This window comes from Kitasatospora sp. MMS16-BH015 (assembly GCF_002943525.1).
Lineage (GTDB): Bacteria > Actinomycetota > Actinomycetes > Streptomycetales > Streptomycetaceae > Kitasatospora.
Genome location: NZ_CP025394.1, coordinates 7,445,415 through 7,469,911 on the forward strand (window position 1 = coordinate 7,445,415; position 24,497 = coordinate 7,469,911).

The 24,497-nt window shown below is 72.7% G+C and carries 27 protein-coding genes and 2 pseudogenes; 15 read left to right on the top strand and 14 right to left on the bottom strand.

From position 1 onward, the window contains the following. Positions 1-54 precede the first annotated feature (54 nt). The 3 genes and pseudogenes from CFP65_RS31900 to CFP65_RS31910 all read left to right on the top strand — a co-directional run bounded on the left by CFP65_RS31900 (position 55) and on the right by CFP65_RS31910 (position 2,786). Positions 55-897, top strand: a pseudogene (locus CFP65_RS31900) (alpha/beta fold hydrolase). Between the two features lie 89 nt (positions 898-986). Then, complete coding sequence (locus tag CFP65_RS31905) at positions 987-1,883, top strand: DUF6528 family protein (protein ID WP_104819436.1); 897 nt, start codon at positions 987-989, stop codon at positions 1,881-1,883. Positions 1,884-1,970: 87 nt separating this feature from the next. Beyond that, positions 1,971-2,786 carry a metallophosphoesterase gene (locus CFP65_RS31910; protein WP_254552671.1) on the top strand — a complete coding sequence of 272 codons (816 nt, stop codon included), beginning with the start codon at positions 1,971-1,973 and terminating at the stop codon, positions 2,784-2,786. A gap of 139 nt (positions 2,787-2,925) precedes the next feature. Here CFP65_RS31910 and CFP65_RS31915 read toward each other — a convergent pair whose 3' ends face one another. Both CFP65_RS31915 and CFP65_RS31920 read right to left on the bottom strand, forming a co-directional pair. Then, on the bottom strand, positions 2,926-3,621 hold the full coding sequence (locus CFP65_RS31915; protein ID WP_174805589.1) for a response regulator: 696 nt from the start codon (positions 3,619-3,621) through the stop codon (positions 2,926-2,928). 59 nt (positions 3,622-3,680) lie between these two features. Continuing rightward, positions 3,681-5,300: a sensor histidine kinase gene (locus CFP65_RS31920; RefSeq protein WP_104819438.1), complete on the bottom strand. Its 1,620-nt coding sequence runs from the start codon at positions 5,298-5,300 to the stop codon at positions 3,681-3,683. Between the two features lie 267 nt (positions 5,301-5,567). On the opposite strand from CFP65_RS31920, the gene CFP65_RS31925 reads away from it, so the two are divergent. Together CFP65_RS31925 and ftsX are read left to right on the top strand one after the other, a co-directional pair. After that, positions 5,568-6,866: a cation:dicarboxylate symporter family transporter gene (locus CFP65_RS31925; RefSeq protein ID WP_254553180.1), complete on the top strand. Its 1,299-nt coding sequence runs from the start codon at positions 5,568-5,570 to the stop codon at positions 6,864-6,866. A 507-nt stretch (positions 6,867-7,373) separates the two neighbouring features. After that, entirely contained in the window at positions 7,374-8,282 is a 909-nt protein-coding gene (ftsX, locus tag CFP65_RS31930) for a permease-like cell division protein FtsX (protein WP_104819440.1), read from the top strand. Between the two features lie 261 nt (positions 8,283-8,543). Here ftsX and CFP65_RS31935 read toward each other — a convergent pair whose 3' ends face one another. Beyond that, positions 8,544-9,767 (bottom strand): MFS transporter, encoded by a 1,224-nt coding sequence (locus CFP65_RS31935; RefSeq protein WP_104819441.1) that lies wholly within the window; start codon positions 9,765-9,767, stop codon positions 8,544-8,546. Positions 9,768-9,928: 161 nt separating this feature from the next. On the opposite strand from CFP65_RS31935, the gene CFP65_RS31940 reads away from it, so the two are divergent. Further along, the gene (locus CFP65_RS31940) at positions 9,929-10,189 is read left to right on the top strand and encodes a hypothetical protein (protein WP_104819442.1); all 261 of its coding nucleotides are present in this window, start codon (positions 9,929-9,931) and stop codon (positions 10,187-10,189) included. Here the strand turns inward: CFP65_RS31940 and CFP65_RS31945 are convergent. The 3 genes from CFP65_RS31945 to CFP65_RS31955 all read right to left on the bottom strand — a co-directional run bounded on the left by CFP65_RS31945 (position 10,159) and on the right by CFP65_RS31955 (position 12,418). After that, positions 10,159-10,818 (bottom strand): DUF6000 family protein, encoded by a 660-nt coding sequence (locus tag CFP65_RS31945; RefSeq protein WP_158702456.1) that lies wholly within the window; start codon positions 10,816-10,818, stop codon positions 10,159-10,161. The two genes, CFP65_RS31940 and CFP65_RS31945, sit on opposite strands and share 31 nt — an antisense overlap. A gap of 170 nt (positions 10,819-10,988) precedes the next feature. Next, positions 10,989-11,654: a hypothetical protein gene (locus CFP65_RS31950; protein WP_104819444.1), complete on the bottom strand. Its 666-nt coding sequence runs from the start codon at positions 11,652-11,654 to the stop codon at positions 10,989-10,991. Between the two features lie 182 nt (positions 11,655-11,836). Continuing rightward, entirely contained in the window at positions 11,837-12,418 is a 582-nt protein-coding gene (locus CFP65_RS31955; RefSeq protein WP_104821272.1) for a DinB family protein, read from the bottom strand. A 224-nt stretch (positions 12,419-12,642) separates the two neighbouring features. On the opposite strand from CFP65_RS31955, the gene CFP65_RS31960 reads away from it, so the two are divergent. From CFP65_RS31960 to CFP65_RS31975, 4 genes are all read left to right on the top strand, one after another. Then, positions 12,643-13,533 (top strand): metal-dependent hydrolase, encoded by an 891-nt coding sequence (locus CFP65_RS31960; RefSeq protein ID WP_104819445.1) that lies wholly within the window; start codon positions 12,643-12,645, stop codon positions 13,531-13,533. Between the two features lie 220 nt (positions 13,534-13,753). After that, positions 13,754-14,824, top strand: coding sequence for a PDR/VanB family oxidoreductase (locus CFP65_RS31965; protein WP_174805590.1), 1,071 nt, complete (start codon positions 13,754-13,756; stop codon positions 14,822-14,824). A gap of 11 nt (positions 14,825-14,835) precedes the next feature. Then, complete coding sequence (locus tag CFP65_RS31970; protein WP_104819447.1) at positions 14,836-15,681, top strand: M24 family metallopeptidase; 846 nt, start codon at positions 14,836-14,838, stop codon at positions 15,679-15,681. Further along, positions 15,678-17,381 carry an SDR family oxidoreductase gene (locus CFP65_RS31975; protein ID WP_104819448.1) on the top strand — a complete coding sequence of 568 codons (1,704 nt, stop codon included), beginning with the start codon at positions 15,678-15,680 and terminating at the stop codon, positions 17,379-17,381. Before CFP65_RS31970 ends, CFP65_RS31975 begins: the two co-directional genes overlap by 4 nt. A gap of 30 nt (positions 17,382-17,411) precedes the next feature. Here the strand turns inward: CFP65_RS31975 and CFP65_RS31980 are convergent, their stop codons facing one another. Both CFP65_RS31980 and CFP65_RS31985 read right to left on the bottom strand, forming a co-directional pair. Then, positions 17,412-17,849: a PIN domain-containing protein gene (locus CFP65_RS31980; RefSeq protein ID WP_104819449.1), complete on the bottom strand. Its 438-nt coding sequence runs from the start codon at positions 17,847-17,849 to the stop codon at positions 17,412-17,414. Then, on the bottom strand, positions 17,846-18,094 hold the full coding sequence (locus CFP65_RS31985) for a CopG family transcriptional regulator (RefSeq protein WP_104819450.1): 249 nt from the start codon (positions 18,092-18,094) through the stop codon (positions 17,846-17,848). The genes CFP65_RS31980 and CFP65_RS31985 overlap by 4 nt, the downstream gene beginning before the upstream one ends. A 103-nt stretch (positions 18,095-18,197) precedes the next feature. Between CFP65_RS31985 and CFP65_RS31990 the strand changes: the two genes are divergently transcribed. Further along, a complete protein-coding gene (locus CFP65_RS31990) occupies positions 18,198-18,401 on the top strand; it encodes a cold-shock protein (protein ID WP_104819451.1) in 204 nt (67 codons plus the stop codon). 12 nt (positions 18,402-18,413) lie between these two features. Continuing rightward, on the top strand, positions 18,414-19,034 hold the full coding sequence (locus CFP65_RS31995) for a LysE family translocator (protein WP_104819452.1): 621 nt from the start codon (positions 18,414-18,416) through the stop codon (positions 19,032-19,034). A gap of 30 nt (positions 19,035-19,064) precedes the next feature. Here CFP65_RS31995 and CFP65_RS32000 read toward each other — a convergent pair whose 3' ends face one another. After that, complete coding sequence (locus tag CFP65_RS32000) at positions 19,065-19,367, bottom strand: hypothetical protein (protein WP_104819453.1); 303 nt, start codon at positions 19,365-19,367, stop codon at positions 19,065-19,067. A 187-nt stretch (positions 19,368-19,554) separates the two neighbouring features. Next, positions 19,555-19,956 carry a RidA family protein gene (locus CFP65_RS32005; RefSeq protein WP_104819454.1) on the bottom strand — a complete coding sequence of 134 codons (402 nt, stop codon included), beginning with the start codon at positions 19,954-19,956 and terminating at the stop codon, positions 19,555-19,557. 118 nt (positions 19,957-20,074) lie between these two features. On the opposite strand from CFP65_RS32005, the gene CFP65_RS32010 reads away from it, so the two are divergent. After that, on the top strand, positions 20,075-20,512 hold the full coding sequence (locus CFP65_RS32010) for a hypothetical protein (protein WP_104819455.1): 438 nt from the start codon (positions 20,075-20,077) through the stop codon (positions 20,510-20,512). 9 nt (positions 20,513-20,521) lie between these two features. Then, a complete protein-coding gene (locus tag CFP65_RS32015) occupies positions 20,522-21,175 on the top strand; it encodes a trans-aconitate 2-methyltransferase (RefSeq protein WP_254552672.1) in 654 nt (217 codons plus the stop codon). 5 nt (positions 21,176-21,180) lie between these two features. On the opposite strand, the pseudogene CFP65_RS41415 reads toward CFP65_RS32015, so the two are convergent. Together CFP65_RS41415 and CFP65_RS32025 are read right to left on the bottom strand one after the other, a co-directional pair. Continuing rightward, positions 21,181-21,288, bottom strand: a pseudogene (locus CFP65_RS41415) (XRE family transcriptional regulator); the annotation flags it as partial. A gap of 132 nt (positions 21,289-21,420) precedes the next feature. Then, entirely contained in the window at positions 21,421-22,404 is a 984-nt protein-coding gene (locus CFP65_RS32025) for a GNAT family N-acetyltransferase (protein ID WP_104819456.1), read from the bottom strand. A gap of 189 nt (positions 22,405-22,593) precedes the next feature. Between CFP65_RS32025 and CFP65_RS32030 the strand changes: the two genes are divergently transcribed. Next, complete coding sequence (locus tag CFP65_RS32030) at positions 22,594-22,950, top strand: barstar family protein (RefSeq protein WP_256387289.1); 357 nt, start codon at positions 22,594-22,596, stop codon at positions 22,948-22,950. A gap of 48 nt (positions 22,951-22,998) precedes the next feature. On the opposite strand, the gene CFP65_RS41900 is transcribed toward CFP65_RS32030, so the two are convergent. Then, a complete protein-coding gene (locus tag CFP65_RS41900) occupies positions 22,999-23,127 on the bottom strand; it encodes a hypothetical protein (RefSeq protein WP_256387290.1) in 129 nt (42 codons plus the stop codon). Between the two features lie 156 nt (positions 23,128-23,283). After that, a complete protein-coding gene (locus tag CFP65_RS32035) occupies positions 23,284-24,465 on the bottom strand; it encodes an XdhC family protein (protein WP_104819458.1) in 1,182 nt (393 codons plus the stop codon). Positions 24,466-24,497 lie beyond the last annotated feature (32 nt).

The window sequence follows — 24,497 nt, forward strand, 5'->3', positions numbered from 1 at the left end:
CTCGCACTCTTATCCGCTTGCCTTCCGACCCGGCCGCCGCCAGGCTCCGGTGCCATGCCTACCTTCACCGCGCCCGACGGGACCGTGCTCGCCTACCACCTCAAGGGCGCGGGCGCACCGCTGCTCGTCCTCCCCGGCGGCCCGATGCGGGCCTCCGAGTACCTCGGCGACCTGGGCGGGCTGACGGCGCACCGGCAGCTCGTGCTGCTCGACCTGCGGGGCACCGGGGACTCGGCCGAGCCCGCCGACCCGGCGAGCTACCGGTGCGACCGGCAGGTCGGCGATGTCGAGGCGCTCCGGTAGCACCTGGGCCTGGCCGAGTTCGACCTGCTGGCGCACTCGGCCGGCGGCGACCTGGCCCTGCTCTACGCCGCCCGGCACCCCGAGCGGATCCGCTCGCTCACCCTGGTCACCGGCCGGGGCCGGGCCGTCGGGGTCGAGTTCACCCCGGAGCAGCGGGCCGAGGCCCGTGCCCTGCGGGCGGGGGAGCCCTGGTACGAGGCGGCCTGCGCCGCCTTCGCGGCGGTGGACGCCGGCTCCGAGGCCGACGAGGACTGGGCCGGGATCGTGCCCTTCTACTACGGCCGCTGGGACGAGGCCGCGCAGGCGCACGCCCGCGAGGACGACCGGCAGTGCAACTACGAGGCGGGCGACCGCTACCCCGCCGAGGGCGCCTTCGACCCGCCCGCCACCCTCGCCGCCCTGGCCGCCCTGAAGGCCCCCGTCCTCCTGCTGGCCGGCGAACTCGACGGCGGCCCCCGCCCGGCGGCGGCCGCCCGGATGGCCACCTTCTTCCCCACCGCCACCGTCCACGTCCTGCCCGGCGCCGGCCACTTCCCCTGGCTCGACGACCCGGCCCACTTCTCCGGCGTCATCGCGGAGTTCCTCAGCCGCTGACCGGGCCGCTGACCGGGCCGGTGCCACCCGCGTCGGTCCGGGCTCGGGCCGGGCGGTCGTGGTTGCATGGCCGGGTGCGGAGTCGAGCGGTGTCCCGGCGGGTGGTGCTCGGTGGGGGCGTGGCGGCTGCGGCCTGGGCCGGGCTCGGGCGGGGGGCGGCGGCGCAGGGGGTGGCGGCGGTCGACCGGAGCCTGGTGCTGGCGGTGGACCAGGGGAGCCGGCGGGTGCTGGTGGCGGACGCCAACGAGCTGCCCTGGCAGGGGGAGCGTCCCGGGCTCTGGGGATGGTCGGCGGATGACGTGCCGGGGCTGGGCGGGGACGCCTGGTGGGCCGTCAGCGAGGCGAAGCACCGGCGGTGGCGGGGGCAGCGGTGGCTGGTGGTCTGCGCGACCGGCGGGCTGGCCGCGCTGGTCTCCTTCCCCGAGGGCCGGGTGCACTGGTCGGCCCGCCCGGGCGGCAACCCGCACAGCGTCGAGCTGCTCCCGGACGGCCGCCCGGTGGTCGCGAGCGCCGACGGCTTCCTCACCCTGTACGGTGCCGACGCCACCCCGGTCCGCCACGCGTTCGCCGGGGCGCACGGCCTGCAGTGGGACGCCCGGCGCCGGCTGCTCTGGGCCCTCGGCGACACCGCGCTCACCGCGTTCACGGTCGGTGCGAGGCTGGAGGCCGTCCGGTCCGTCCCCCTGCCCACCCCGGGCGGCCACGACCTGGCCCTGGTGGCCGCCGACCCCGACCTGCTCTGGGTCACCACCAACCGGCACGTGTACCGGTACGCGATCCCCACCGGTACCTTCCTGGCCGCGCCCGCCGACGGCCCGGGCGTCAAGAGCGTGGGCGACGACCCCCGCAGCGGCCAGCTCCTCACCGTCCACCCCGAGCCCGGCAACCCCTCGCCCTGGTGCACCGCCACCCTCACCTTCACCCGCCCCGACGGCACCGCCCGCCTCGCCCGGGCCAGCCTCTACAAGGCCCGCTGGCTGGCCTGAGCCCGGCCGGTGGCTGTCCGGGGCCCTCCCTAGACTGGAGAGATGGCCCCGATGGAAGAAGTCAGCCCGGCATCAGGTGCGTGCTACGTGATCAGTGACGTGCACGGCCACCTGGCCGACCTGCTGGCGGGCCTGCGCGGGCACGGCCTGCTCGACGAGGGCGGGCACTGGAGCGGCGGCGAGGCCCGGCTCTGGTTCCTGGGCGACCTCACCGACCGCGGCCCGGACGGCCTCGGCGTGATCGACCTGGTGCGGCGGCTCGGCACGGAGGCAGCCGCGGACGGCGGCCGGTGCGAGGTGCTGCTCGGCAACCACGAGGTCCTGTTGCTCGGCGCCCGCCACTTCGGCGACCGGCCGTTCCAGGGGCGTACGGGCGTCGCCACCTCCTTCCTCGGTCTCTGGCTGCGCAACGGCGGTCGGCCGAGCGACCTGGCCGGCCTCGACCAGGACCGGATCGACTGGCTCTCCGGGCTGCCCGCGATGGCCCGCGAGGGCGGCCACCTGCTGGTGCACGCCGACAGCACCGCGTACCTGGAGTACGGCCGCACGGTCGAGGCGGTGAACGATGCCGTCCGCACCGTGCTGGCCGCCGCCGACATCCACGCCTGGCGGGACTGCTTCAGCCGGCTGACCAGGCGGTTCGCCTTCCGCGGCGAGGAGGGGCCGCAGCAGGTCGGGGAGGTGCTGGCGGTCTTCGGCGGCGACCGGCTGGTGCACGGCCACAGCCCGATACCCGTGCTGCTCGACCGCTTCGGCCCGGCGGATCTGGACGGCCAACGGGAGCCCGAACTCGGCGGTGCGCTGGTCTACGCGGCCGGCCTGGCCCTCGCGGTGGACGGCGGCCGGGGTACGGAGGACGCCGAGGGGCGCCTGCTGATCGTCCGCCTGCCCGAGCCGGTCTGAGCCGGTCGGCTCCTGCCCGAGCCTGTCTGAGCCTGCCTGAGCGGGGCCGAGCCTGCTGGCCCCTGCCCGAGCCTGCCTGAGCGGGGCCGGGCCTGCCTGATCCTGCCGGAGGCCGCCTGATCCTGCCGGGGAGGCGGCCTCAGAGCCAGTGGTAGACCAGCTCCGGGCGGCCGACCTGGCCGTACTGGGGGGCGCGGCGGGCCCGGCCGGTGGTGGCGAGGTGTTCGAGGTAGCGGCGGGCGGTGATCCGGGAGACGCCGGTGGCCGTGGCCGCGGTGGCGGCGGAGAGACCCTCGGGGGCGGTGCGCAGCACGGCGGAGAGGGTGTCGAGGGTGGTCTGGCTGAGGCCCTTGGGGAGGGCGGTGCGGTCGGGGGTGCGCAGGGCGGCGAAGGCCTGGTCCACCTCGTGCTGGCCGGTCGCCTCGCCCGCGCCGGCCAGGCTCTCGCGGTAGCTGGCGTAGCGGTCGAGCCGCTCCCGCAGGGCCGCGCCGTTGAAGGGCTTGAGCAGGTACTGCACCACCCCGACCGAGACGGCCTGCCGGACGGTGGCCAGCTCGCGGGCGGAGGTCACCGCGATCACCTCGGTGGCATGCCCGGCCGCCCGCATCCGGCGGCAGAGCTGCAGGCCGTGGCCGTCGGGCAGGTTCAGGTCGAGCAGCACCAGCTCCACCGGCTCCCCGGCGAGCCGGGCCCGGTCGAGCACCCGCAGCGCCTCGCCGCAGCTGTGCGCCACCCCGGCCACCGTGAAGCCCGGCGCGCGCTGCACGTACAGCGCGTGGGCGTCGGCCGCCACCGGATCGTCCTCGACCACCAGCACCCGGATGTTCACGCTCACACCGCCATCTGCAGCCGCTGCCGCATCGGATCGTCCTCCACCATCAGACACCCGGATGTTCACGCTCCCACCTCCAGCGGCAGCCGCACCGTCAGCACGGCCCCGCTGGCCCGCCCGACCTCCACCCGGCCGCCGTTGCGCCGGGCGGTCTGCGCCACCAAGGCGAGGCCGAGGCCGCGTCCGCCGCTCTTGGTGCTCCAGCCGCGTTCGAAGACCTCGGTGACGTCCCCCGGCGCGATGCCGGGGCCCGAGTCGGCCACGCCGAGCAGGAGTTCGGCACCGTCCACCCGGGCGGTGACGGCCACCTCCGGGGCGCGGACGGCGGCGTGGCCCAGGGCCGCGTCCACCGCGTTGTCGATCAGGTTGCCGAGCAGGGTGACCAGATCGCGCGCGGTGAGGCCGGGCGGCAGCACCCCGTCGTCGATCCGGCTGTCCGGGGTGAGGGTCAACTCGACGCCGCGCTCGGCCGCTTGGGCTGCCTTGCCGAGCAGCAGGGCGGCCAGCACCGGCTCGCTGACGGCGGCCACCACCCGGTCGGTGAGCTGCTGGGCCAGCTCCAGCTCGGCGGTGGCGAACTCCACCGCCTCGGCCGTGCGGCCGAGTTCGATCAGCGAGACCACGGCGTGCAGCCGGTTCGCGGCCTCGTGCGCCTGGGCGGCGAGTGCGTCGGCGAAGCCGCGTACCGAGTCCAACTCGCCGGAGACGGCCTGGAGTTCGGTGTGGTCCCGGAGGGTGACCACCGAGCCGAGCCCGTCCCCGACCGGGGAGGTGTTGACCACCACGACCCGTTCGCTGGCCAGGTGCAGCTCGTCCCGGACGGGCCGGGAGAGCGCGGCGGCCAGCGGCCCCGGCAGGCCGAGGTCCGCGACCTCCGCTCCGGCCAACTCGCCGGTCAGCCCGAGCAGTTCGCGGGCCGCGTCGTTGCAGAGCACCACCCGGCGCTCGGCGTCGAGCAGCACCAGCCCCTCGTGCACCGAGTGCAGCGTGGCCTGGTGGTAGTCGTACAGCGCGCTCAGCTCGGCCGCGCCCATCCCGTGGGTGTGCCGCCGCAGCCGGACGGTGACCAGGTAGCTGGCCGCCCCGCCCAGCGCCAGCGCGCCGAGCGCGACCCCGGTGAGCGCGAGCAGCGGCATCCGCAGGCCCGCGCTGATCGACTGCACGGTGATGCCGACGCTGACCAGCGCCACCACCCGCCGCTGCCCGTCGAAGACCGGGGTGACCACCCGGACGGAGGGGCCGAGCGTGCCGGTGTAGGTCTCCTGGACGTCCTGGCCGCGGAGGGCCGGCTCGAAGTGGCCGAGGAAGGGGCGGCCGATCTGCGCCGGGTCCGGGTGGGCCCAGCGCACGCCGTGGGTGTCCATCACGGTCACGAAGGCCACCCCGCTGTCCTGGCGGACGCGTTCGGCGTAGGGCTGCAGCACGGCCGAGGGGTCGGGCGCGAGCGCTGCCTCCCGTACGGTCGGCGCGTCCGCCACGGCGTGGGCCGTCGCGGTGACCTCCCGGCGGGCGGCGTCCTCGGCCTGGCCGGAGGCGAACAGGTAGGCGAGCACCGCGCCGCCCGCCACCACCACGGCGACGATCACGATCTGCACCACGAAGAGCTGGCTCGCCAGGCTGCGGCGACGGCGGCGCGGTGCGCGCGGACGGCCGGCGGCGGCGCGGCGGAGGGTCGGGGGCATGCCAGACAGTGTGCCCTGCGCGCGGGGGGAACGGCGCCGCGCGTCCACCGGGAGCGCCCGTGGGCCCGACCGCGCCGCGTGAACTCTATGAACGCAAGCGTGACCCGGCTCACGCCACTGGCCATAGTCGGACGACCCCACCCGGTCCCCACCCAGAGCCCGCCAGGAGCCCCCGTGTCCTTCCCGCTCACCTCCGACGAACCCTCCGGTGCCGCCCAGGACAGACCCGCCCGTCCGCCCCGGCACGACCGCACCCAGCGGCTCTACCTGGCCGTCCTGCTGGCCGTGCTGGCCGGCATCCTGGTCGGGCTGGCCGCGCCGGACTTCGCGGTGCAGCTCAAGCCGGTCGGCACCGGCTTCGTGAACCTGATCAAGATGATGATCAGCCCGGTGATCTTCTGCACGATCGTGCTCGGGATCGGCTCGGTCTCCAAGGCCGCCAAGGTCGGCCGGGTCGGCGGGCTGGCCCTCGGGTACTTCCTGCTGATGTCCACCGTGGCGCTCGCCCTCGGCCTGGTGGTGGGCAACCTGATCGAGCCGGGTTCGGGCCTGCACCTCACCCAGGCGCTCGCCAAGTCCGGCCACGCCCAGGCGGCGGCGGGCGGCTCGCAGGGCACCGCCGACTTCCTGCTCGGGATGATCCCGACCAGCTTCTTCTCCGCCCTCACCGAGGGCAAGGTGCTGCAGACCCTGTTGGTCGCGCTGCTGGCCGGCTTCGCCCTGCAGGCGCTCGGCCCGGCTGGCGCGCCGGTGCTGCGCGGGGTCGAACACCTGCAGAAGCTGGTGTTCAAGGTGATGTCGATGATCATGTGGGTCGCCCCGGTCGGCGCCTTCGGGGCGATGGCGGCGCTGGTCGGCGCCACCGGCACGGCCGCGCTGAAGAGCCTGGCGGTGGTGATGCTCGGCTTCTACCTGGCCTGCGCGCTGTTCGTGGTCGTGGTGCTCGGGCTGCTGCTGCGCCTGGTCGCCGGGGTGAACGTGTTCGCCCTGCTGCGCTACCTCGGGCGGGAGTTCCTGCTGATCCTCTCCACCTCCTCCTCCGAGAGCGCGCTGCCCCGGCTGATCGCCAAGATGGAGCACCTGGGCGTCAGCCGCCCGGTGGTGGGCATCACCGTGCCGACGGGCTACAGCTTCAACCTCGACGGCACCGCGATCTACCTGACCATGGCCTCGATCTTCGTCTCCCAGGCGATGGACAAGCCGATGGACTTCGGCCAGCAGCTCTCCCTGCTGCTCTTCATGATCATCGCCAGCAAGGGCGCCGCGGGGGTCACCGGCGCCGGCCTGGCCACCCTGGCCGGCGGCCTGCAGTCGCACCGCCCCGAACTGGTCGACGGCGTCGGCCTGATCGTCGGCATCGACCGCTTCATGTCCGAGGCGCGCGCCCTCACCAACTTCGCAGGCAACGCGGTGGCCACCGTGCTGATCGGCCACTGGACCAAGGAGCTCGACCACGACCGCCTGCACCTGGTGCTGGCCGGCGGCGCCCCCTTCGAGGAGGCCCCCGCCACCCCCGCGATCCCCGCCCAGCAGGCCGCCGGGCACGACCTGGCGGAGACCCCGTAGCGCCGCATCTGGCAACGTTCGCCCGGTCTGGGCTCAGGGGGGGGCGGCCTGTGCGATCGACAGTGCGGCACGGTCGGGGTCGGTCGGGGGAGCGGGGTCTGTGATGGCGGTTCAGACGGGTGTGTCCGGCTACGGGTCGGTCGTGGATGACGATCGGATGCTCTTGATGCGTCGCTCGGAGCGTTCTCCGGTCTTCGCTCCGGGCCGGTGGCACCGTCTGTCGTGCCGGGCGCCGCGATCGCTCTTTCGGACGGCTCAATCATCCCGCAAGTGCAGTGAACACTGCCCTGACGCTTGCGATGCAGGCATGGTCACGCCTTGTCGAGATGGGTATGTTGATCGCGGAGGGCATGCCCTGGCTCGCAGTGCGGCCCCGGGGGCCCCGGCTGCGGGCCGACGGACGCCCGCTTGGCCAAGCCTCCGATGCCCACGGCTGTCCCAGCAGATGCGGCCGATGCACCCGGTCCGGCGCGTCGCCCGCAACGTGCCAGCAGGAGTTGCAAGCGTATGCGCGCCCAGTTCGCCCTGTCCGAGATCGGTGTCGGCCTGCGCCGCAATCTGACGATGACCGTCGCCGTCGTCATCAGCGTGGCAGTCGCCCTCGCCCTTGCCGGCGCCAGCCTCCTCGTCCGCGCCCAGGTCGACTCGATGAAGGGGTACTGGTACGACAGGGCCGAGGTGGACATCTACTTCTGCACCAGGGCGGATGCCCTCTACACGCCGCAGTGCGTGGCCGGCGCCGCCACCGACCGGCAGATCGCCGAAGTCAAGGCCGAGCTGGACAAGATGGCCGTGGTGCGGTCCTCGACCTTCCTGAGTGCCACGGAGGGATACCGGCGCTGGAAGGCCATGAACCCGGACAACCAACTCGCCGCCGTGGTCGGCCCGGAGGCGATACAGCAGGCATGGCAGGTGAGGCTGACGGATCCGGCCAAGTACGACCTCATCAGGTCGGCCTTCACGGGACAGCCCGGCGTCCACTCGGTCGCCGATCAGCGGTCGGTCATGGAGAACGTGTTCCTGCTGCTCAACGCGCTGCAGACGGCGGCGCTCCTGCTGACAGGTCTGATGCTCTCCATCGCGCTCCTGCTGATCGTCAACACCGTCCGGGTCTCCGCCCACAGCCGCCGACGTGAGACCGGCATCATGCGGCTGGTCGGAGCCTCCAACTTCTACGTCCAGATACCCTTCGTCGCCGAAGCCGTGTTCGCCGCACTACTCGGTGCGGCGCTGGCATCCGGACTCCTGCTCGCCGGCCACTACGTCATCAGCCACCTCATCGGCAGCCGCATCGCGTTCATCCACCTCATCGGCATCTCCGCCGTCTGGTCGGTGATCCCCCTGCTCGTCCTGGCCGGTACCGGAATGGCGGCAGGCGCAGCTCTCGTCACGCTGCGCAAGCACCTGAAGGTGTAGGGGGCACCGTACCGATCGCGAACGGAGCGGGCGAACGTTGCCTGATGCGGTACCGGCTCGGAGCTCAACAGGACCTATGGCCGGCGCTCCATCCCGTCCCGTAGCCGCCCGGCGAACGCGCGCGCGGCGGCCAGGTCGGCCCCACTCCGCCGCTGTTCCCACGGTGTCGGCCCCGACCAGCTCCGCCTGCTCGGGTCTCATGATCCCTTCTCCGGCTTCTGCGGGGAGGACGGCGCAGCGGCGTCGGATGTCACGCCGGTACTACTGCGACCGCGCCTCTGGACGACGCCGGGCGACCAGCGGCAGGGCCAGGGCGGCGGTGCCACCGAGCAGTAGGAAGACGGCGGTGGGGCCGAAGCGCTGCTGGGCGAGCGGGATCAGCAGCGGTGCGAGCAGCAGCGGCAGGCCGGTGACCAGGTTGAACAGCCCCTCGGCCCGGCCGAGGACTTCGGCGGGCAGGCGGCCGGTGGTGAGGGCGGCGGTGGTGGCGGTCAGGGCCGAGCGGGCGGCGAGGAAGGCCGTCAGGCAGAGCGCCAGCACCGGCGTGGGCGCGAAGGCCATCAGGAGGGGAGCGGCCGTCATCACCACCGCCGCCACCGCCAGCACCCGCTGCGGGCGGAGCCCGGCCCGGCCGGCCACGTACGCGCTGCCGGCCAGCGCCCCGAGGTTGGCCAGGCCCTGGGTCAGGCTGACGGTGCCGGTGGAGGCGCCCAGTTCGCTGCGCAGGTACCAGACCAGGAAGGCCAGCAGGCCGACACCGCTGACGAACTGGAGCGGCACGGAGGCGAGTTCGGCATGCAGCACCTCCCGCTCGGCCCTGATGACCCGCCAGCCGTCCAGGAGTTCGCGGCCCAGGCCGGGCCGGGTCGCAGCGGCCGCCCCGGCCTTCGCCGGCGGGTGGACGCCCAGCAGCCAGACGGCGATCGGCGCCAGGAAGGTCGCGGCGTCGAACCAGAGCAGCCCCTGGTACCCGACCAGCCCGAGGCCGCCGGCCACCAGCAGCGGGCCGGCGATGTTCGAGGCGGTGAAGAGGCTGCTCAACACGGCCCGCGAGCGGCCCGGGTTCGCCGGGAACATCCCCCGCACCCCGGTGATCCACCCGCACCGGTACAGCTCCCCGCCGAACTGGACCAGCGCCGCCAGCGGGAACAGCACCCCGAGCGAGACCCGCCCGCCCAGCAGACAGAGGTTGAGCCCCACCGCCCCGATCACCTGCACCAGCAGCCCCGGCACCACGAACGGCCGCGCCCCCCACCGGTCCACCAGCGCCCCCACCCACGGGCTCACCAGCAGCACCGCCGGCGCCAGCGCGGCCGTCCAGGAGATCACCGCCAACGACCCGGTCAGCTGGTACAGGTAGAGCGGCAGCCCCACCTTGTACGCCGACTCCCCGAGGTTGTTGACGAAGTTCCCGAGCGCGAAGACCCGGAACCGCCGGTCCCGCCAGGGTGGAGCCTCGATGCGCGGGGGGTCGAGTGTCTGCATGCGGAGCAAACTAGGCGCCGCCCGCACGGCCGGGCATCGGCCGGAGGGACCAACCCCCGCTCGGGCCCGCGGCCTACGACGTGGCGGACGTTCCCCGAGGTGGCGCCGGTAGTCTCTCGACTTCCGGAGACGGCGGCGCCGCCTTCAGTGGTGCCGATTCGGTGACCCTCCTGCTCATCCTCGTCAGCGGGGTGAGCTGCGCGATCGGTACGCTCCGCCTGATCGCCGACCCGCCGGCCCGGCTCACCGCACCCCTGCTCTGCGCGGCCATCGCCCTGGTCACGGTCGTCGGTGCGGACGGCCTCGACCACCTCGGCGCGGGCATCGCCGCCAGGACCGAGGCCCGCTACGCGTACGCGTTGGACAGCGACTGCCAGTACCCGCGGCCCTCTTACGACGAGACTCCGGGCTGGTTCTTCTGACTCCGGGGAGCCGGGTCCGCGCCGCAGGCGAAAGCCACCGCAGTGGCGATCTCCTGCTTCTCCTCCTCCACGGAGGTGCCTGACGAGCCCGGCCACCGTGCCCAGGGCCCGCCCTCGGTGAGGAGCGGCCCGGAGTAGTCGGTGCCGAGGCGCTGATCGAGATACAGCAGCGCCCCCATCGCAGCGGCCCGGCAGCGCCGGTGTTCCTCCCGGCCCTCGACGGCCAGTGCCAGGGACTTGACCAGATGGTCCCTCAGGATCCGGGCGTCCTGTTCCGTGCCCAGGCAGGCCAGCGCGACGCAGTACGAATCCAGCTGCGCCTGTGGCTCGGGATCGCTCAGCTCCTGCGCGAGGCGGGGCCGCAGTTCGTTGCGGCCCCCGGCCGCGATCAGCCAGCCGGCCACCAGGCGCTCCCGCCACCCGTAGTCGAGCAACTCCACCAGGTCCGCCACCCTGGCGCGTCGGGCGCAGCGCCGCAGGCCCCATTGGAACACCCGCCGACGCGCCCGGGGCAGGACGAACGCATGCCCCATCAACTCCCGGTAGCGCCACACTCCGCACCGCCGCCGTACCCGAAGCTGATGCCGTGCCGCCGAATCGAGCATGACCAGCCCGATGGCGAAGCGCACTGCCCGGGCAACCCAGCCGAAGCCACCCCCATAACTGGGCTCCTCCTGCGGTCTGGCACCTGTCGGGCTCCTGATGAAACACAGCAACCCGCTGCCGGAGCAAGCTCAGGGCGTGTCCGTCCGGGCCGCCCGGCCCGCCGAGTGCTTCGGCGGCCCGGCGTGCAGTGGGTTCATCCTGTCGGGGCGTCGCGCCACCGGGCGCTGCCGCCCTCGACCTCCGCGATGCTTGGGTGGCGGACGGCGTCCAGGCCGTCGTCGGCGAGCAGGTCGGCGATCAGGGCGGCGGGGCCGAAGACCTCGGTCGCGCTCAGGCCCCAGTTGGTCAGGACGAACCAGGAGCCCGCCACGGGCCACCAGTGCGCGGGGAACTGGGTGCTGATGGTTCGAGCGGGTCCTGTGGATGCGTCGTGGTGGGCGAGTGCCTCGTCCAGTCGGCCCCGGCGTGCCGGGATCGGACTGCCCACGTCCTCGATCCAGGCCTGGGTCCAGTAGCAGTCCGTCCGCAGCCCGTCCGGGCTGTGCCGGGCGAGGACGGCGATCAGACTGTCCAGGCTGCCTCGGTCGATCTCGCCGAGCTCCGGGCCTTCGAGGCCCTCGGGCAGGTCCAGTCCTTCGAAGACGCGGAAGGAGGGGGTGTACTGCCAGTCCGCCAGGCGTCTGCCGGCGTGCGCCACCACTTCGTCCCACCGAGCCCTTCGGCTCTGCACGGTGACGGCGTGCAGGACCCAGCAGCGGTCCGCGAACCCCTCCTGCGGCTCGTAGCCGAGGGCGGCGCCGCTCCCTTCCAGGAGTGGGCGGAGACCACCCAGTGGATCCTCGTCCGGCAGGAGCTCCATGGTGCAACCTTCCCGGGTGCCTGCGGTGAGTGACCTGCGATCACTATGGGGTAGGCGGTGCGACTTCAACGGACAGTTTGCGAGTCCGCCCGTCCGTGACTGGGGTTTCGACGTAGTTTGCGAGCCCTTCCGAGGGCTACGTAGCGAGGCGCCGTCCGGCGGTGGTGACCGTCGGTGACAGATCAGATTATTGGTGCGGCCGACCTGGCAGCCTGCTCGATCTTCGCGCAGTAGGCCGCACGGGCTTCCTCGTCGATCTGGTTCTCGTGTTCGGCGCGCAGCCCGGTCCGGCCGTCGAGGCCCTCACGCAGGATGTCGGCGTGCCCGGCGTGCCGGACGGACTCGCTGAGGACGTGGACCATGACGGCGAACAGGTTCGTATTGGGGGCAGGCTCCGCCCACCACGGCACGTGACCGGGGGCATTGAGGGGAAGCGCGCTGATCGTCGCGTCCGCGTGTTCCCATGTGCGCCGGTAGAACCCGATGATCTGATTGCGGGTCTCGTCCTCGGTCGCCCACAGGTCGCTGCCGTTGGAGTCCTGCCATCGGCACAGCGGTTCCGGGGAAGGGCGGTCGAAGACCTCGCCGAAGTACCTCGCCTCGACGGTGGCCACGTGCTTGACCAGCCCGAGGAGGTTGGTCCCGGTCGCTGTCAATGGTCGGCGGACGTCGTATTCGGACAAGCCGTCGAGCTTCCAGAGCAGCGCCTCGCGGTCCCGCCGCAGTCTCCCGTGCAGGTTGTCCTTCGCGAATTCATCGATCATGCGGCACGAGCCTGCCATGGGCCGCTCGTGGTCTCAAGATCCCGTACGTGGTCGGCATGCTCATGGCCATTGCTCAACGTGACTCGACTGGCCCCGGCCGTTCGACGTGATCGGTGTTATTAGACTCGGTGTCGATAAGAATCGCCGAAACCCTTGTGGGGTGGTGTACCCGCGAGTAGTTTGCAGGTGGTCCCGCCGCCGTCAGCAGGTCAGGAGGCTCGCACATGTCCCAGTCCGTCGAACCCACCCGGGTGCACGAGAGTCTCGTGCTGGAACCCCGGGACGTGCACTTCGACTGGGGGCAGCTGCCGCTGCACTGGATCCCGGACGAGCCGATGGCCACGCACACGATCAACGTGCTGCACCTGTTGCTGCCCGAGGGTGAGCGGTGGTTCGTCCGGCTGTTCAAGCAGGCGCTGCCGATGGTCACCGACGAGCAGCTGCGGGAGGAGGTGCTCGGGTTCATCGGCCAGGAGGCGATCCATGCGGAGGCGCACCAGGAGGTGCTCGACCACCTGCTCGGGCAGGGGCTCGACCCGCGGCCGTACATCGCGCAGGTGAGCTGGCTGTTCCACCGGGTGCTCGGCGACCGGCCGGAGCTGTCGCCGCTCCAGCAGCGGGAGCACGTGATCGAGCGGGTCGCGGCCGTCGCGGCGATCGAGCACTTCACGGCCTTCCTCGGCAACTGGATCCTCAACTCGCCCGGGCTGGACCGGGCGAAGGCGGATCCGACCATGCTCGATCTGCTGCGCTGGCACGGCGCGGAGGAGGTCGAGCACCGCAGCGTGGCCTTCGACCTGATGCGGCACCTCGACCCGGGGTACCTGCGGCGGATGCGGGGGATGGCGATCGCCGGGCCGGTGCTCTTCCACCTCTGGGTGCGGGGGGTCCGCTTCCTGATGGCCGCCGACCCGAGCCTGCGCGGCCGGGAGAAGCCGACCTGGCGCGAGGCCCAGGCGGTGGCCCGCCGCGGGCTGCTGCCCGAGCCGGGGCGGATGGCGCGGTCCGCGCTGCGGTACTTCCGGCCGGGCTACCACCCCACGCACGAGGGCTCCTCCAGCCAGGCGCTCAGTTACCTCGCCACCTCGCCGGCCGCGCGGGCCGCTGCGCACTGAGCATTTGCACTCCCAGCCAGTTGCACTACCAGGGGCGCGGGGAACTGCGCGACTGCGGAAGGTGCCGGGCCTGCAGCAAGCGCGCTCGCGTCGTTCGGCAGGCCCGTTGATGGTGCAACTGGCTCAAAGCGGAAGCTGACTGCTCCGCTGCTCCCGACCTCGCGCAGTTCCCCGCGCCCCTGAAAGCCAAAAGCCAAACGCCAAACCGGAGCCCATGTCGATGGATCTTCAGAGCCCACCCCCCGACCTGTACGGCCGTCCGCGGGCGGATCGTTTCATCCAGCGGCTGACCGCGTTCAGTGACTGGTACAACCCCTTGGTGGCGCGGCGCGCGGTGCCGCGGCCCACGGCGGTACAGGGGGCGACTGCGGTCCAGCTGGTGGTGGTGCGGCACGAGGTGGTGGCGGACGGGGTGGTGGAGCTGCGGCTGGCCTCGCCGTACGGGGAGGTGCTGCCCGCGTGGCAGCCGGGCGGGCGGGTGCAGTTGATCCTGCCGTCGGGGCGCAAGCGGCACTACTCGCTCTGCGGCGACCCGGCCGACCGGCACGGGTACCGGATCGCGGTGCGGCGGATCGAGGGCGGCGGCGGTGGGTCGGTGGAGGTCCACGACGAGCTGTTCGTCGGGGCGCGGCTGGCCGCGCGGCCGCCGCGCAACGGGTTCGCCTTCTGCGGGGAGGGGGCCGTGCTGCTGCTCGCCGGCGGGATCGGGATCACCCCGCTGCTGCCGATGGCGTACGAGGCGCGGCGCCGCGGGCTGGACTGGCAGCTGGTGCACACCGGGCGGGACGCGGCCTCGATGCCGTTCGCGGCCGAGCTGAAGGCGCTCGACCCGCGGCGGGTGGTGCTGCTCAACGACGCCGAGCACGGGGTGCCGGAGGCCGCCGAGCTGATCGCGGCCGGGCCGAAGGGCGCGGCCGTCTACTGCTGCGGGCCGGCCCCGATGCTGGCCGCCGTCCGGGCCGCGACGCCGGGGGACCGGCCGCTGCACTTCGAGCGGTTCGGCGCCGCGCCGATCACCGACGGGCACCCGTTCACCGTGCAGCTGGGCGAGGAGGGGCCGATGGCCGAGGTGCCGGCCGACCGGTCCGCGCTGGACGTGCTGCGCGAGCTCCGGCCCGACCTGCCGTACTCCTGTCACCAGGGGTTCTGCGGCACCTGCGAGGTGCGGGTCAAGGCCGGCACCCCCGAGCACCGCGACCGCCGGCTCACCGCCGAGGACCGGGCCGCCGGTCTGCTGCTGCCCTGCGTCTCCCGTGCCGCCGAGGGCGAGACCCTCGTGCTTGACCTCTGAGAGGACCGACCGTGTCGAAAAGCTTCGCCTTCGACGAGCACGACCTCGACCGCTTCCGGGAGACCCAGCAGCTCGCGTACGCCTGCGCGGAGCAGGTGGCGGCCTGGATCGAGCCCGGGGTGACGGAGCGTCAGGCCACCGCCAAGCTGCGCTCCTGCCTGGTCGCGGCCGGTGTGCAGGACTTCTTCCACGTGCCGTTCGCCTGGTTCGGCGACCGCACCGCCTTCCGGCACTTCCACACCCCGCTGCAGTTCTTCGCGGGCGGCAAGGTGCTGGAGGAGGGCATGCCGTACGTGCTCGACTGCGCGCCGGTGGTGGACGGCTACACGGCCGACATCGGCTACGGCGGCAAGGTCGGCGAGAACCGGATCTGGGACCGGCTGGCCGCCGACCTGCAGGTCTACCGGGAGCTGATCCTGCGCGAGGTCAAGGCCCGCAAACCGCTGAACGAGGTGTACGCGGCGGTGGACGCGCAGATCGCCGCGCACGGCTACGACAACCGGCACCAGGTCTACCCGGGCCGGGTGATCGGCCACCAGGTGACCCGGAACACCGCGCGCGGACCGGCCGGGGTGAACCTGTTCGGCTTCGGGGTGCGTACGCTGCAGACCCTGGGCCGCGAGCTGATCAGCGAGCGCCTGCACGGCCGTTCGCCGCTCTGGGCGGACGGCAAGTCCTCCCGGCACGCCCCGACCCCCGGGCTCTGGGCGGTCGAGCCGCACATCGGCTTCCGCGAGGTGGGCATCAAGTTCGAGGAGCTGCTGGTGGTCACCGAGGACGATGCCTTCTGGCTCGACGACGACCTGCCGCACGTCCGCCGCTGGGCCGCCCAGCCGATCGAGGAGCTAACCCGATGACGATCCGCCGCCGTACCGTGGAGGCCACCGACGGGCTGCCGCTGGCCGTCTTCGAGCAGGGCGACCCGGCCCGCCCGACCGTGCTGCTGGTGCACGGCTACCCCGACACCCACGTGGTCTGGGACGACGTGGCCGAGGACCTCGCGGCCGACCACCACGTGGTGCGCTACGACGTGCGCGGGGCCGGGGATTCGGGCGTGCCGCGCTCCCGCGAGGGGTACCGGCTGGCCCAGCTGGGCGCCGACCTGTTCGCGGTGGCCGAGGCCGTCAGCCCGCAGGCGCCGGTGCACGTGGTGGCGCACGACTGGGGCTCGGTGCAGTCCTGGGAGGCCGTCACCGAGCCCGGGGCCGAGCGGTTCATCGCCTCGTACACCACGATGTCCGGGCCCTCGCTCGACCACGTCGGGCACTGGATGCGGCACCGCTTCCGCCGGCCCACGCCCCGCCACCTCAAGCAGCTGCTGGTGCAGGGCGCGCACTCCTGGTACATCACCTACTTCCACCTGCCGCTGCTCGCCCCGGCGACCTGGCGGCTCGGTCTGGCCCGGGTCTGGCCCCGGGTGCTGCACGACCTGGAGGGCGTCGACCCCCGGCCGGGCCACCCGCAGCCGACCCTCAAGCGGGACGCCGTGCACGGCCTGGAGCTTTACCGCGCCAACATGCGGCCCACCGTGCGGCACCCGCGCGAGCGGCGCACCGACCTGCCCGTCCAGCTGATCACGCTGGCCCGGGACAACTACGTCTCCGCCTTCCTCTCCGAGGGCCTGGAGCGCTGGGCGCCGAGGCTGACCCGGCGCACGGTGAACGCCACCCACTGGTCGGCGCTGCTGCAGAAGGGGTCGATGGTGGCAGGGATGGTGCGGGAGTTCATCGCGGAGGAGGCACCCAAGCCGGCCGGTGAACTGGTGGTGATCACCGGGGCCGGCAGCGGGATCGGGCGGGCCACCGCGCTGGCCTTCGCCGAGCAGGGCGCCCGGGTGGTGATCGCCGACCTCGACCTGGCGGCGGCCGAGCGGACGGCCGAGCTCTGCGGGCTGGTCGGCGGGCACGGGTACGGCTACCGGCTGGACGTGAGCGACGGCGCCGCCTTCGACGCCTTCGCGCAGACCGTCGCCGCCGAGCACGGCGTGCCCGACGTGCTGGTCAACAACGCCGGGATCGGCCACTCCGGCACCTTCCTGCAGACCACCGAGAAGGAGTGGCAGCGCGTCCTGGACGTCAACCTCTGGGGTGTGATCCACGGCTGCCGCGCCTTCGGCACCCTGATGGCCGAGCGCGGTCAGGGCGGCCACATCGTCAACCTCGCCTCGGCCGCGGCCTACCTGCCCTCCAAGCTGCTCGCCGCCTACGCGACCAGCAAGGCGGCCGTGCTGATGCTCTCCGACTGCCTGCGCGCCGAGCTCGCCCCGGCCAAGATCGGCGTCTCGGCCATCTGCCCCGGCATCGTCAACACCAACATCACCCGTACCTCCACCTTCTCCGGCCTCTCCGCCGAGGAGCAGGCCGCCAAGCAGGCCCACGTCTCCAAGCTCTACGCCCGCCGCGGCTTCCCGCCCGAGAAGGTGGCCACCGAGATCCTGCACGCCGTCCGCACCGGCAAGCCCTTCGTCCCCGTCACCATCGAGGCCAAGGCCGCCCGCCTGCTCGGCCGCCTCAGCCCCGCCCTGCTCCGCCGCGCGGCCCGCTTCGACCTGGGCTGAGCCCGGCCGAGTCCGGCCCGGCGGCGTCGTTCACAGGTCGTCGGGCAGGACGCGGAAGGCCTTGTGCGTGGTCAGCGGACGGACGGCCCGGAAGTCCCGGTGATCCAGCGTCAGCAGGCTGTCCGTCCGATACTCGGCGGCCAGGGCGACGTTGACCGCGTCGGCCAGGTCCAGCCGCAGCCCGGCGTAACGGGCCCGGACGGCCTGGGCGGTGTCGAGGGTGTCGGCGGTGATCTCGGGCAGCACGGCGCGCCCGGCCCGGGCCCAGCGCCGGATGTCGTCGACGGCGCGGAGCGCGGCCTGCTCGCCGAGCACGCGCCGGGCCAGGCGGTCCAACTCGCTCAGCAGCACCGGGGAGACGACCAGCGTGCCGGCCGTGCGCAGCACCTCACGGGCGGCCGGGCCGGCCGGGTGGCTCGCGTCGAGTGCGGCGAGCAGCCCCGAAGTGTCGGCGATGACGACGATCACCCGCTGCTCCGCTTGGTCGCCTCGTACGCGCGGACCCGTTCGTCCCAGACGTCCTCCGCAGCCTGGCCGATGGCCGGATAGGTCGCGCTGAAGAAGGGCTCGTCCCAGACCCGGTTCGCCATCGCCGCCAGGTGGATGGCCTCCCGGATGATCTCGGCCTCCGCTATGCCGCGGCGGGCGGCGGCCTCCTTGATGACGGCCAGGTCCTCGGACTCGGCGTAGACCGTGGTGCGCTTGAGAGCCATATGCGTATGGTACTGCACGCATACGTGTGTCCTCCGGGCTCGGAAGGCTTCCGTTTGGTACTGCTGGGGGGAGGGTTTTCGGCACGGAGGAGGAGGCACGTCCATGGCCACCGGAGTCGTGAAGTCGTACAACGTCCACCACGGCTACGGGGTGATCACCCCCGACGACGGGGGGCCCGAGGTGAAGGTGTACTTCGACTCGATCCAGGGCGAGGGGGCGCGCGAGCTGGCCGAAGGCCAGAAGGTCGAGTACGACCTGACGGAACAGGAGGGGCGGGCCGTTGCGGAGCACGTGCGGGCGCTGTGAGGATGGGCGGCCATGGGGATAACCACGGCACTCTGGTCCTTCGCGCTGGTGGTGGGGCTGCTCACGCTCACGCCCGGCCTCGACACCGCGCTGATCCTGCGGACCGCCGCGCTCGGTGAGCGGCGGCGGGCCTGGGGCGTGGTGCTCGGCATCCAGACCGGCACGCTGCTCTGGGGCACGCTCAGCTCGCTGGGCGTCAGCGCGATCCTGACGGCCTCGCGGCTCGCGTACGAGACGCTGCGCTGGGCCGGGGTGGTCTACCTGCTCTGGATGGGCGTGCAGTTGGTGCGCAGCCGGGGCGCCGCCGCCGAGGCCGCCCCCGAGCCGGGCGGCGGCGGGTTGCTGGCCGGCTGGCGGCGCGGGGCGCTGACCAACCTGCTCAACCCCAAGGTGGGCGTCTTCTACGTGGCCGTCCTGCCCCAGTTCATCCCGGCCGGAGCGCCGCACCTGGCCACCGGTGTGCTCCTCACCTGCGTCCACGTGCTCGAGGGCACCCTCTGGTCGGCCGTCCTGGTCGGCTTCGCCCGGGTGCTGAGCGGCTGGCTGCGGCGGCCGGTGGCCCGGCGCGTGCTCGACCGGATCACCGGCGCGGTCGTGGTCGCCTTCGGCCTCCGGCTGGCCCTCGCCGACTGACGGCTCCTCAGGGAGCCACTCAGGATCCGCTCAGGCCTGGCCGGCCAGGAAGCGGCCGATGCCGGTCGTGAGGTCCTCCGCGTTCATGCAGGGCACCATCGTGACCTTGGCGTTGGCCTGCGTCCAGAACGGCTCCACCGAGGTGACCAGCGCGGCCTCGTCCGCGAGGTCGACCACCAGGAACATCGCGCGGTGCCCGTTCAACGGGAAGAAGTACGCCGCCTCCGGCTTGAGCTGCTCCAACGTCTTCCCCATCAAGTCGCCGATCCGCCCCTCCGCCATCAACTGGTTCGACGCGGCGGTGTCCAGCTCGACCTGGATCAGAGTGCGCATGGCCGTCACCTACTCCTCAGGCGTCCCGACCGGCCTCCGACACCGCCCGGCACGGCGGCCGGCCCTTGTATCCAGCCTCCGACCGCTCCCGGGCCCCCGCAACACCGGACGGGGTGCCCGGGCGGGCACCGGCGACTCAGCCGGCGGGGACGGCCGCCGACCGGCTGGTTGAGGCGCGTTCAGCTGTTCACGGCTGGTCGGTGATGGCGTCGAGTTCGAGCTCGACCAGCCAGGTGGGGTCGATGAAGCGGGAGACCTCGACGAAGGTGCAGGCCGGGCGGGTGTCGGCGAAGCGTTCGCCGTGGGCGCGGGCGGCGTCCTTCCACCGGGTGATGTCGGTGAGCATGACGCGGGTGCGGGTCACGTCGGCGAGGGTGGCGCCGGCCTCGGCGAGGGCGGCTTCGGCGATGTCGAGGCAGCGGACGGTCTGGGCGTAGACGTCGCCGGGCCCGGCGGTGGAGCCGTCCGGGGCGATCGGGGCGGTGCCGGCGACGGCGACGTGGGGGCCCTTGCGGACGGCGCGGGAGAAGCCGATCTGCGGTTCGAGTGGCGAGCCGGAGCTGATCAGGCGGCGGGGGTGCGTGGTCATCGGCCCATCGTGTCAGGCGGGCGCCGGGAAGGGGGTGGTGTTTTGGCGGGGGAAGGGTGGGAGTAGATTTTGAACGCGTTCAAGTTGAACGTGTTCAAAACGATGTGGGGGAGCTCCCATGCTGTTCGAGGCGTACGAGCCGTGGGCGGGCCGGGCGAGGCTGCGGGCCCGCTGGGTGGTGGCGGTGGCCGGGGTCAGTTGGCTGCCGTTGCTGGGAGTGCCGCTGGCGGCGGGCCCGACGGGGGTGCGGATCGTCTGCGGCGTCCTGATCGGGCTGACCCTGCTGCCGCTGGTCACCAGGGAGCGGCCGGCCTTCCGGCGGATCTGCTGGACGGTCTCGGGGCTGATGTTCGGTGCGCTGCTGATCACCGGGCCCTACGTGATCCTGCTCTGGCCGGCCTTCGCGGTGGTCTGCCCGGCGGGTGTGCTGCTGCTGGTCGCGGCCAAGCGGGAGGTCGGCCGGGTCGCGCTGGCCGTGGCCGGTGGGTACGCCTGCGTGCCGCTGGTGCTCAGCCTCGCCACCGACTACCACTTCGGCTGGGGCTTGGTCGGATAGGTTCCCGGGGTGACCGAACCTGACTACCTCGCCGGACTCCGGGCGTCCTACGACGCCGTGGCCGCCGACTACGCGGCGAACGTGCCGCCGCCCGCCGAGATGGACCCGCTGGGGCGGGCGATGCTGGGGGCGTTCGCCGAGCTGGTGCGGGAGGCCGGGCTGGGGCCGGTGGCGGATCTGGGGTGCGGGCCGGGGAAGGTGACGGCGTACCTGGCCGGGCTGGGGGTGGCGGCCTTCGGGGTGGACGTGTCGCCGGAGATGGTGCGGGTGGCGCGGGCGGCGTACCCGGGAACGCGGTTCGAGGTCGGTTCGATGACCGGGCTGGCGGCGGGGGACGGGGAGTTGGGCGGGATCCTGGCCCACTACGCCGTGCACCACACGCCGCCGGAGCTGCTGCCGGGCGTGTTCGCGGAGTTCCACCGGACGCTCGCGCCGGGCGGGTGGCTGCTGCTGGTGACCCGGGTGGGGGAGGCCGAGCACGTGCGGCTCGCCACCGGGTACGGGGGCAGCCGGGCGGTGCCCTTCGAGAACCACCTGCTGCCGGCCGACCGACTGGCCGAGCTGCTGGCGCAGGCCGGGCTGGTGGTCACCGGTCGGCTGGTGCAGCAGCCGGGGGAGGGGATGAAGCGGCAGGTGGTCAGCTTCCTGGCGCGGCGGGAGTAGGGGGCGCGGGCTTTGAGGTGGGCGCGTTCGCCCTGGCGGCGGAAGAGGACCAGGAGTTGGGCGGTGTGGTCGTCGTCGGGGCCGGGCCAGTGCGGCACGTGGGTGTCGAACTCTGTGCGCCTCGACGTGGTACCCCAGTGCACTGCCGCCGCTCCCCCGAGGGGAGACCGTCACTGTGACGGACCACATCATCGGGAGGAATTGTCAATTCTGTGGATCGACCGGACAGTTCCATGGCTGGTCGATCAAGTGAGCGGCTTGCGGTAGCGGACATACTCGTTCCGTCTCCGGAACCCCACGCTCTCGTAAAGATCGTAGGACCGGTGGGGATTCGCTGTGCCGGTGTACAGCCTCGCCGTTGTTGCACCCTGCGCGCGAAGGCTTCGCAGCCCTTCCAGCAGCAGGATCCGGCCGATTCCGAGGCGTCGCTGGTCCGTTCGTATGCTCAGCTCTTCCACCTCGCCCACGGTGTGGTCGTGGCCGCGGATGGCGCAGAGGGCCACGCCGAGCATGTCCTGCCCGTTCCACGCAGCCCTCCAGCATGCCGGGTCGGCGGTGTCGACAAAATCCTGGAAGGACCATTTCTGAGTGAAACCGGTAGCCGCATACGAATCGACGACCGTCCTCCAGGCCGCACGGTAGTGGCTTGCCCCGATCGGCCCCGTCCGTATCCCGGCTGGGAGCTCGCTGCCCGGCTCGGGCAAATGCTGCAGATCGCTCAGCTCCAGTTCGACCAGACTGAAGACACGTCGGTAGCCGGCTGCGAGCAGAAGCGCCGTGGCGTCCTGCTCGGAGACCATGGCATTCGCACCTATCACTGCCGTCCGCGCCGTGCCATGGTCTTCGGTGAGCCGGCGGATCCGCTCTTCGGCCCAGCTCAGCATGGCTGACCCGGCGCCCTGGTCGCGATGTTCGGGCAAGAGGTAACCGCGGTGCAAGTACAGCCACGTATCGTCCCGCTCCTGCCACCACCGGATCGTCGAGTAGCCGACGACGCTCCCGTCGCGCACCACCAGGACCTGGTTCTTGGACGGCTCGTCGAGCTTGGCAGAGGCCTCGGCGATCTCGGCCGCTGTCGGGAGCCCTTCCACAACCGAACGGGTGTCGACCCGGTCCCGTTCGACACACCCCAGCCGCACCGCGGCCATGGGGCCGTGGTCCTCCTCGCCCCGATACGGCCGGAACCCGAAGCGGGCTGGTAGGTCCTGTCCTGACGTGTCGTCCGGCATGGTCGGATGATCTCGAACTTCGAGGCAGGTCCGCCATCCTGTTTCGCGCATGATTCAGGAGCCGGGGGGCGGCGCTGATCCGGCTAGCGCCCACCCTGCAGAGCTATCGTGTCGCGGACAGGCTTGACACGGTGAACCGGGCGGAAGATGAACCACTACTGGACTGGCGAAGCTCCCTGGGTGCACCGCGTGGCGGAGGAGACCCGGCGCTCCTCGTTCCTCTTGCCACCACCGGGGACCAGCTACGTGGCGTGGCTGGATGGTGCCAGGATGGGCACCGAGCAGGGCCTCCTCGAAGAGACAAGCACCCGCCTCGGATTGCCGGTCTACTTCGGCTGGAACTGGGATGCCCTCTCGGACTGCCTCCGTGACATGGCGTGGGCACCCGCCGACCACTACCTGCTGGTCATCGAGCGGTCGGCACTCGTGCTGCGGGAGTGCACCGAGGCCCGTCAGATCTTCCTCGGGATCCTCGACACCGCAGGTCGGTACTGGGGGCTGGGACTGGACCATCCTGGCAAGTCGTTCAATGCGCTGCTGCTGTAGGCGTTCTGTAATCGGCGGGGCTGCTGCCGCAGACCCTCGCCCGGTCGGCTACGCGTAACCGATCCCGGTGATGTCCTCGGTCAGGTCGGCGAGGGTGAGGTCAGGGTTCAGAGCGGCGACGAGTTGCGGGGTCAGTGGTTGGGAGGTGTAGACGGCGCCTACTGCTGCCAGGTCCACGGAGACCTCGTGGTAGTCCTCGGCGAAGCGGTGGAACGCCTCCGGTGACGGGTTGACCAGGAGGGCGAAGAGGCCGTCGAAGCCCGTCGTGGACGGTCATGGGCCCGCCCCACCGGATGCCGCTGACAGCCGGGCAGCACGGGGCCGGTGGCGGCGTCAGGCCGCGTGGCGGGCCTCGGTGGGGGGAGGGGGTGCGGGGTGGTCGCGGTCGTGGTGGATGGGGCCGGTGGCGGTGGAGAGGGGGAGGCAGCTGCCGCCGCGGCGGTGGGCGATGATTTCGGCGGCCACGGAGACGGCGGTCTCCTCCGGGGTGCGGGCGCCGAGGTCGAGGCCGATGGGGGAGCGGAGGCGGGAGATCTCGGCCTCGGTGAGGCCGACCTCGCGGAGGCGGGTGTTGCGGTCCTGGTGGGTGCGGCGGGAGCCCATGGCACCGATGTAGGCGACGGGCAGGCGCAGGGCGCGCTCCAGCAGCGGGATGTCGAACTTGGCGTCGTGGGTCAGGACGCAGAGCACGGTGCGGCCGTCGACCCGGTCGAGCTGGGTGTCGAGGTAGCGGTGCGGCCAGTCGACGACGACCTCGTCGGCCTCCGGGAAGCGGCGCTCGGTGGCGAAGACCGGGCGGGCGTCGCAGACGGTGACGTGGTAGCCGAGGAACTTGCCGATCCGGACCACGGCGGCGGCGAAGTCGATCGCTCCGAAGACGAGCATCCGGGGCGCGGGCACGTGGGATTCGACGAAGAAGGTGACGGTGCCCTGGCCCGCGTCGTCGCAGGGGCGGCCGTCCAGACCGAGGACCAGCCTGCCGGTGCGGCCGGCGTCGAGCATGGCCCGGGCCTCGGTCACGGCGGCGCGCTCCAGTGCAGCGGTGGTGCAGGGGGCGGGGGAGAGCGAGCCGTGGTGGGTGTCGGCGGTGACGGCGACGGTGGCGCCGAGCAGTCCGGCCGGGCCCTCGATGACGCGGGCGAGTGCGACCGGCGTGCCGGAGGCGATGTAGGTGACGGCGGCGTCCAGGCCGGGGTCCGCGCCGGGGACGACGGGGTGGACGAAGACGTCGAGCAGGCCGCCGCAGGTCAGGCCGACGGCGAAGGCGTCCTCGTCGCTGTAGCCGAACCGCTCCAGGGTGGGACAGCCGGAGGCGATGGCCTCCTCGCAGAGGGCGTAGACCGCGCCCTCGACGCAGCCGCCGGAGACCGAGCCGATCGCCTCGCCGGACGCGTCCACGGCCAGCGCGGCGCCCGGGTCGCGCGGGGCGCTGCCGGAGACCCCGACCACCGTGGCCACCGCGAAGGCGCGCCCGGAGGAGTGCCAGGCGAGCAGCTGCTCGGCGATGTCCTGCATGTCGGGTGCTCCTGTCGTCGACGAGCCGAAAG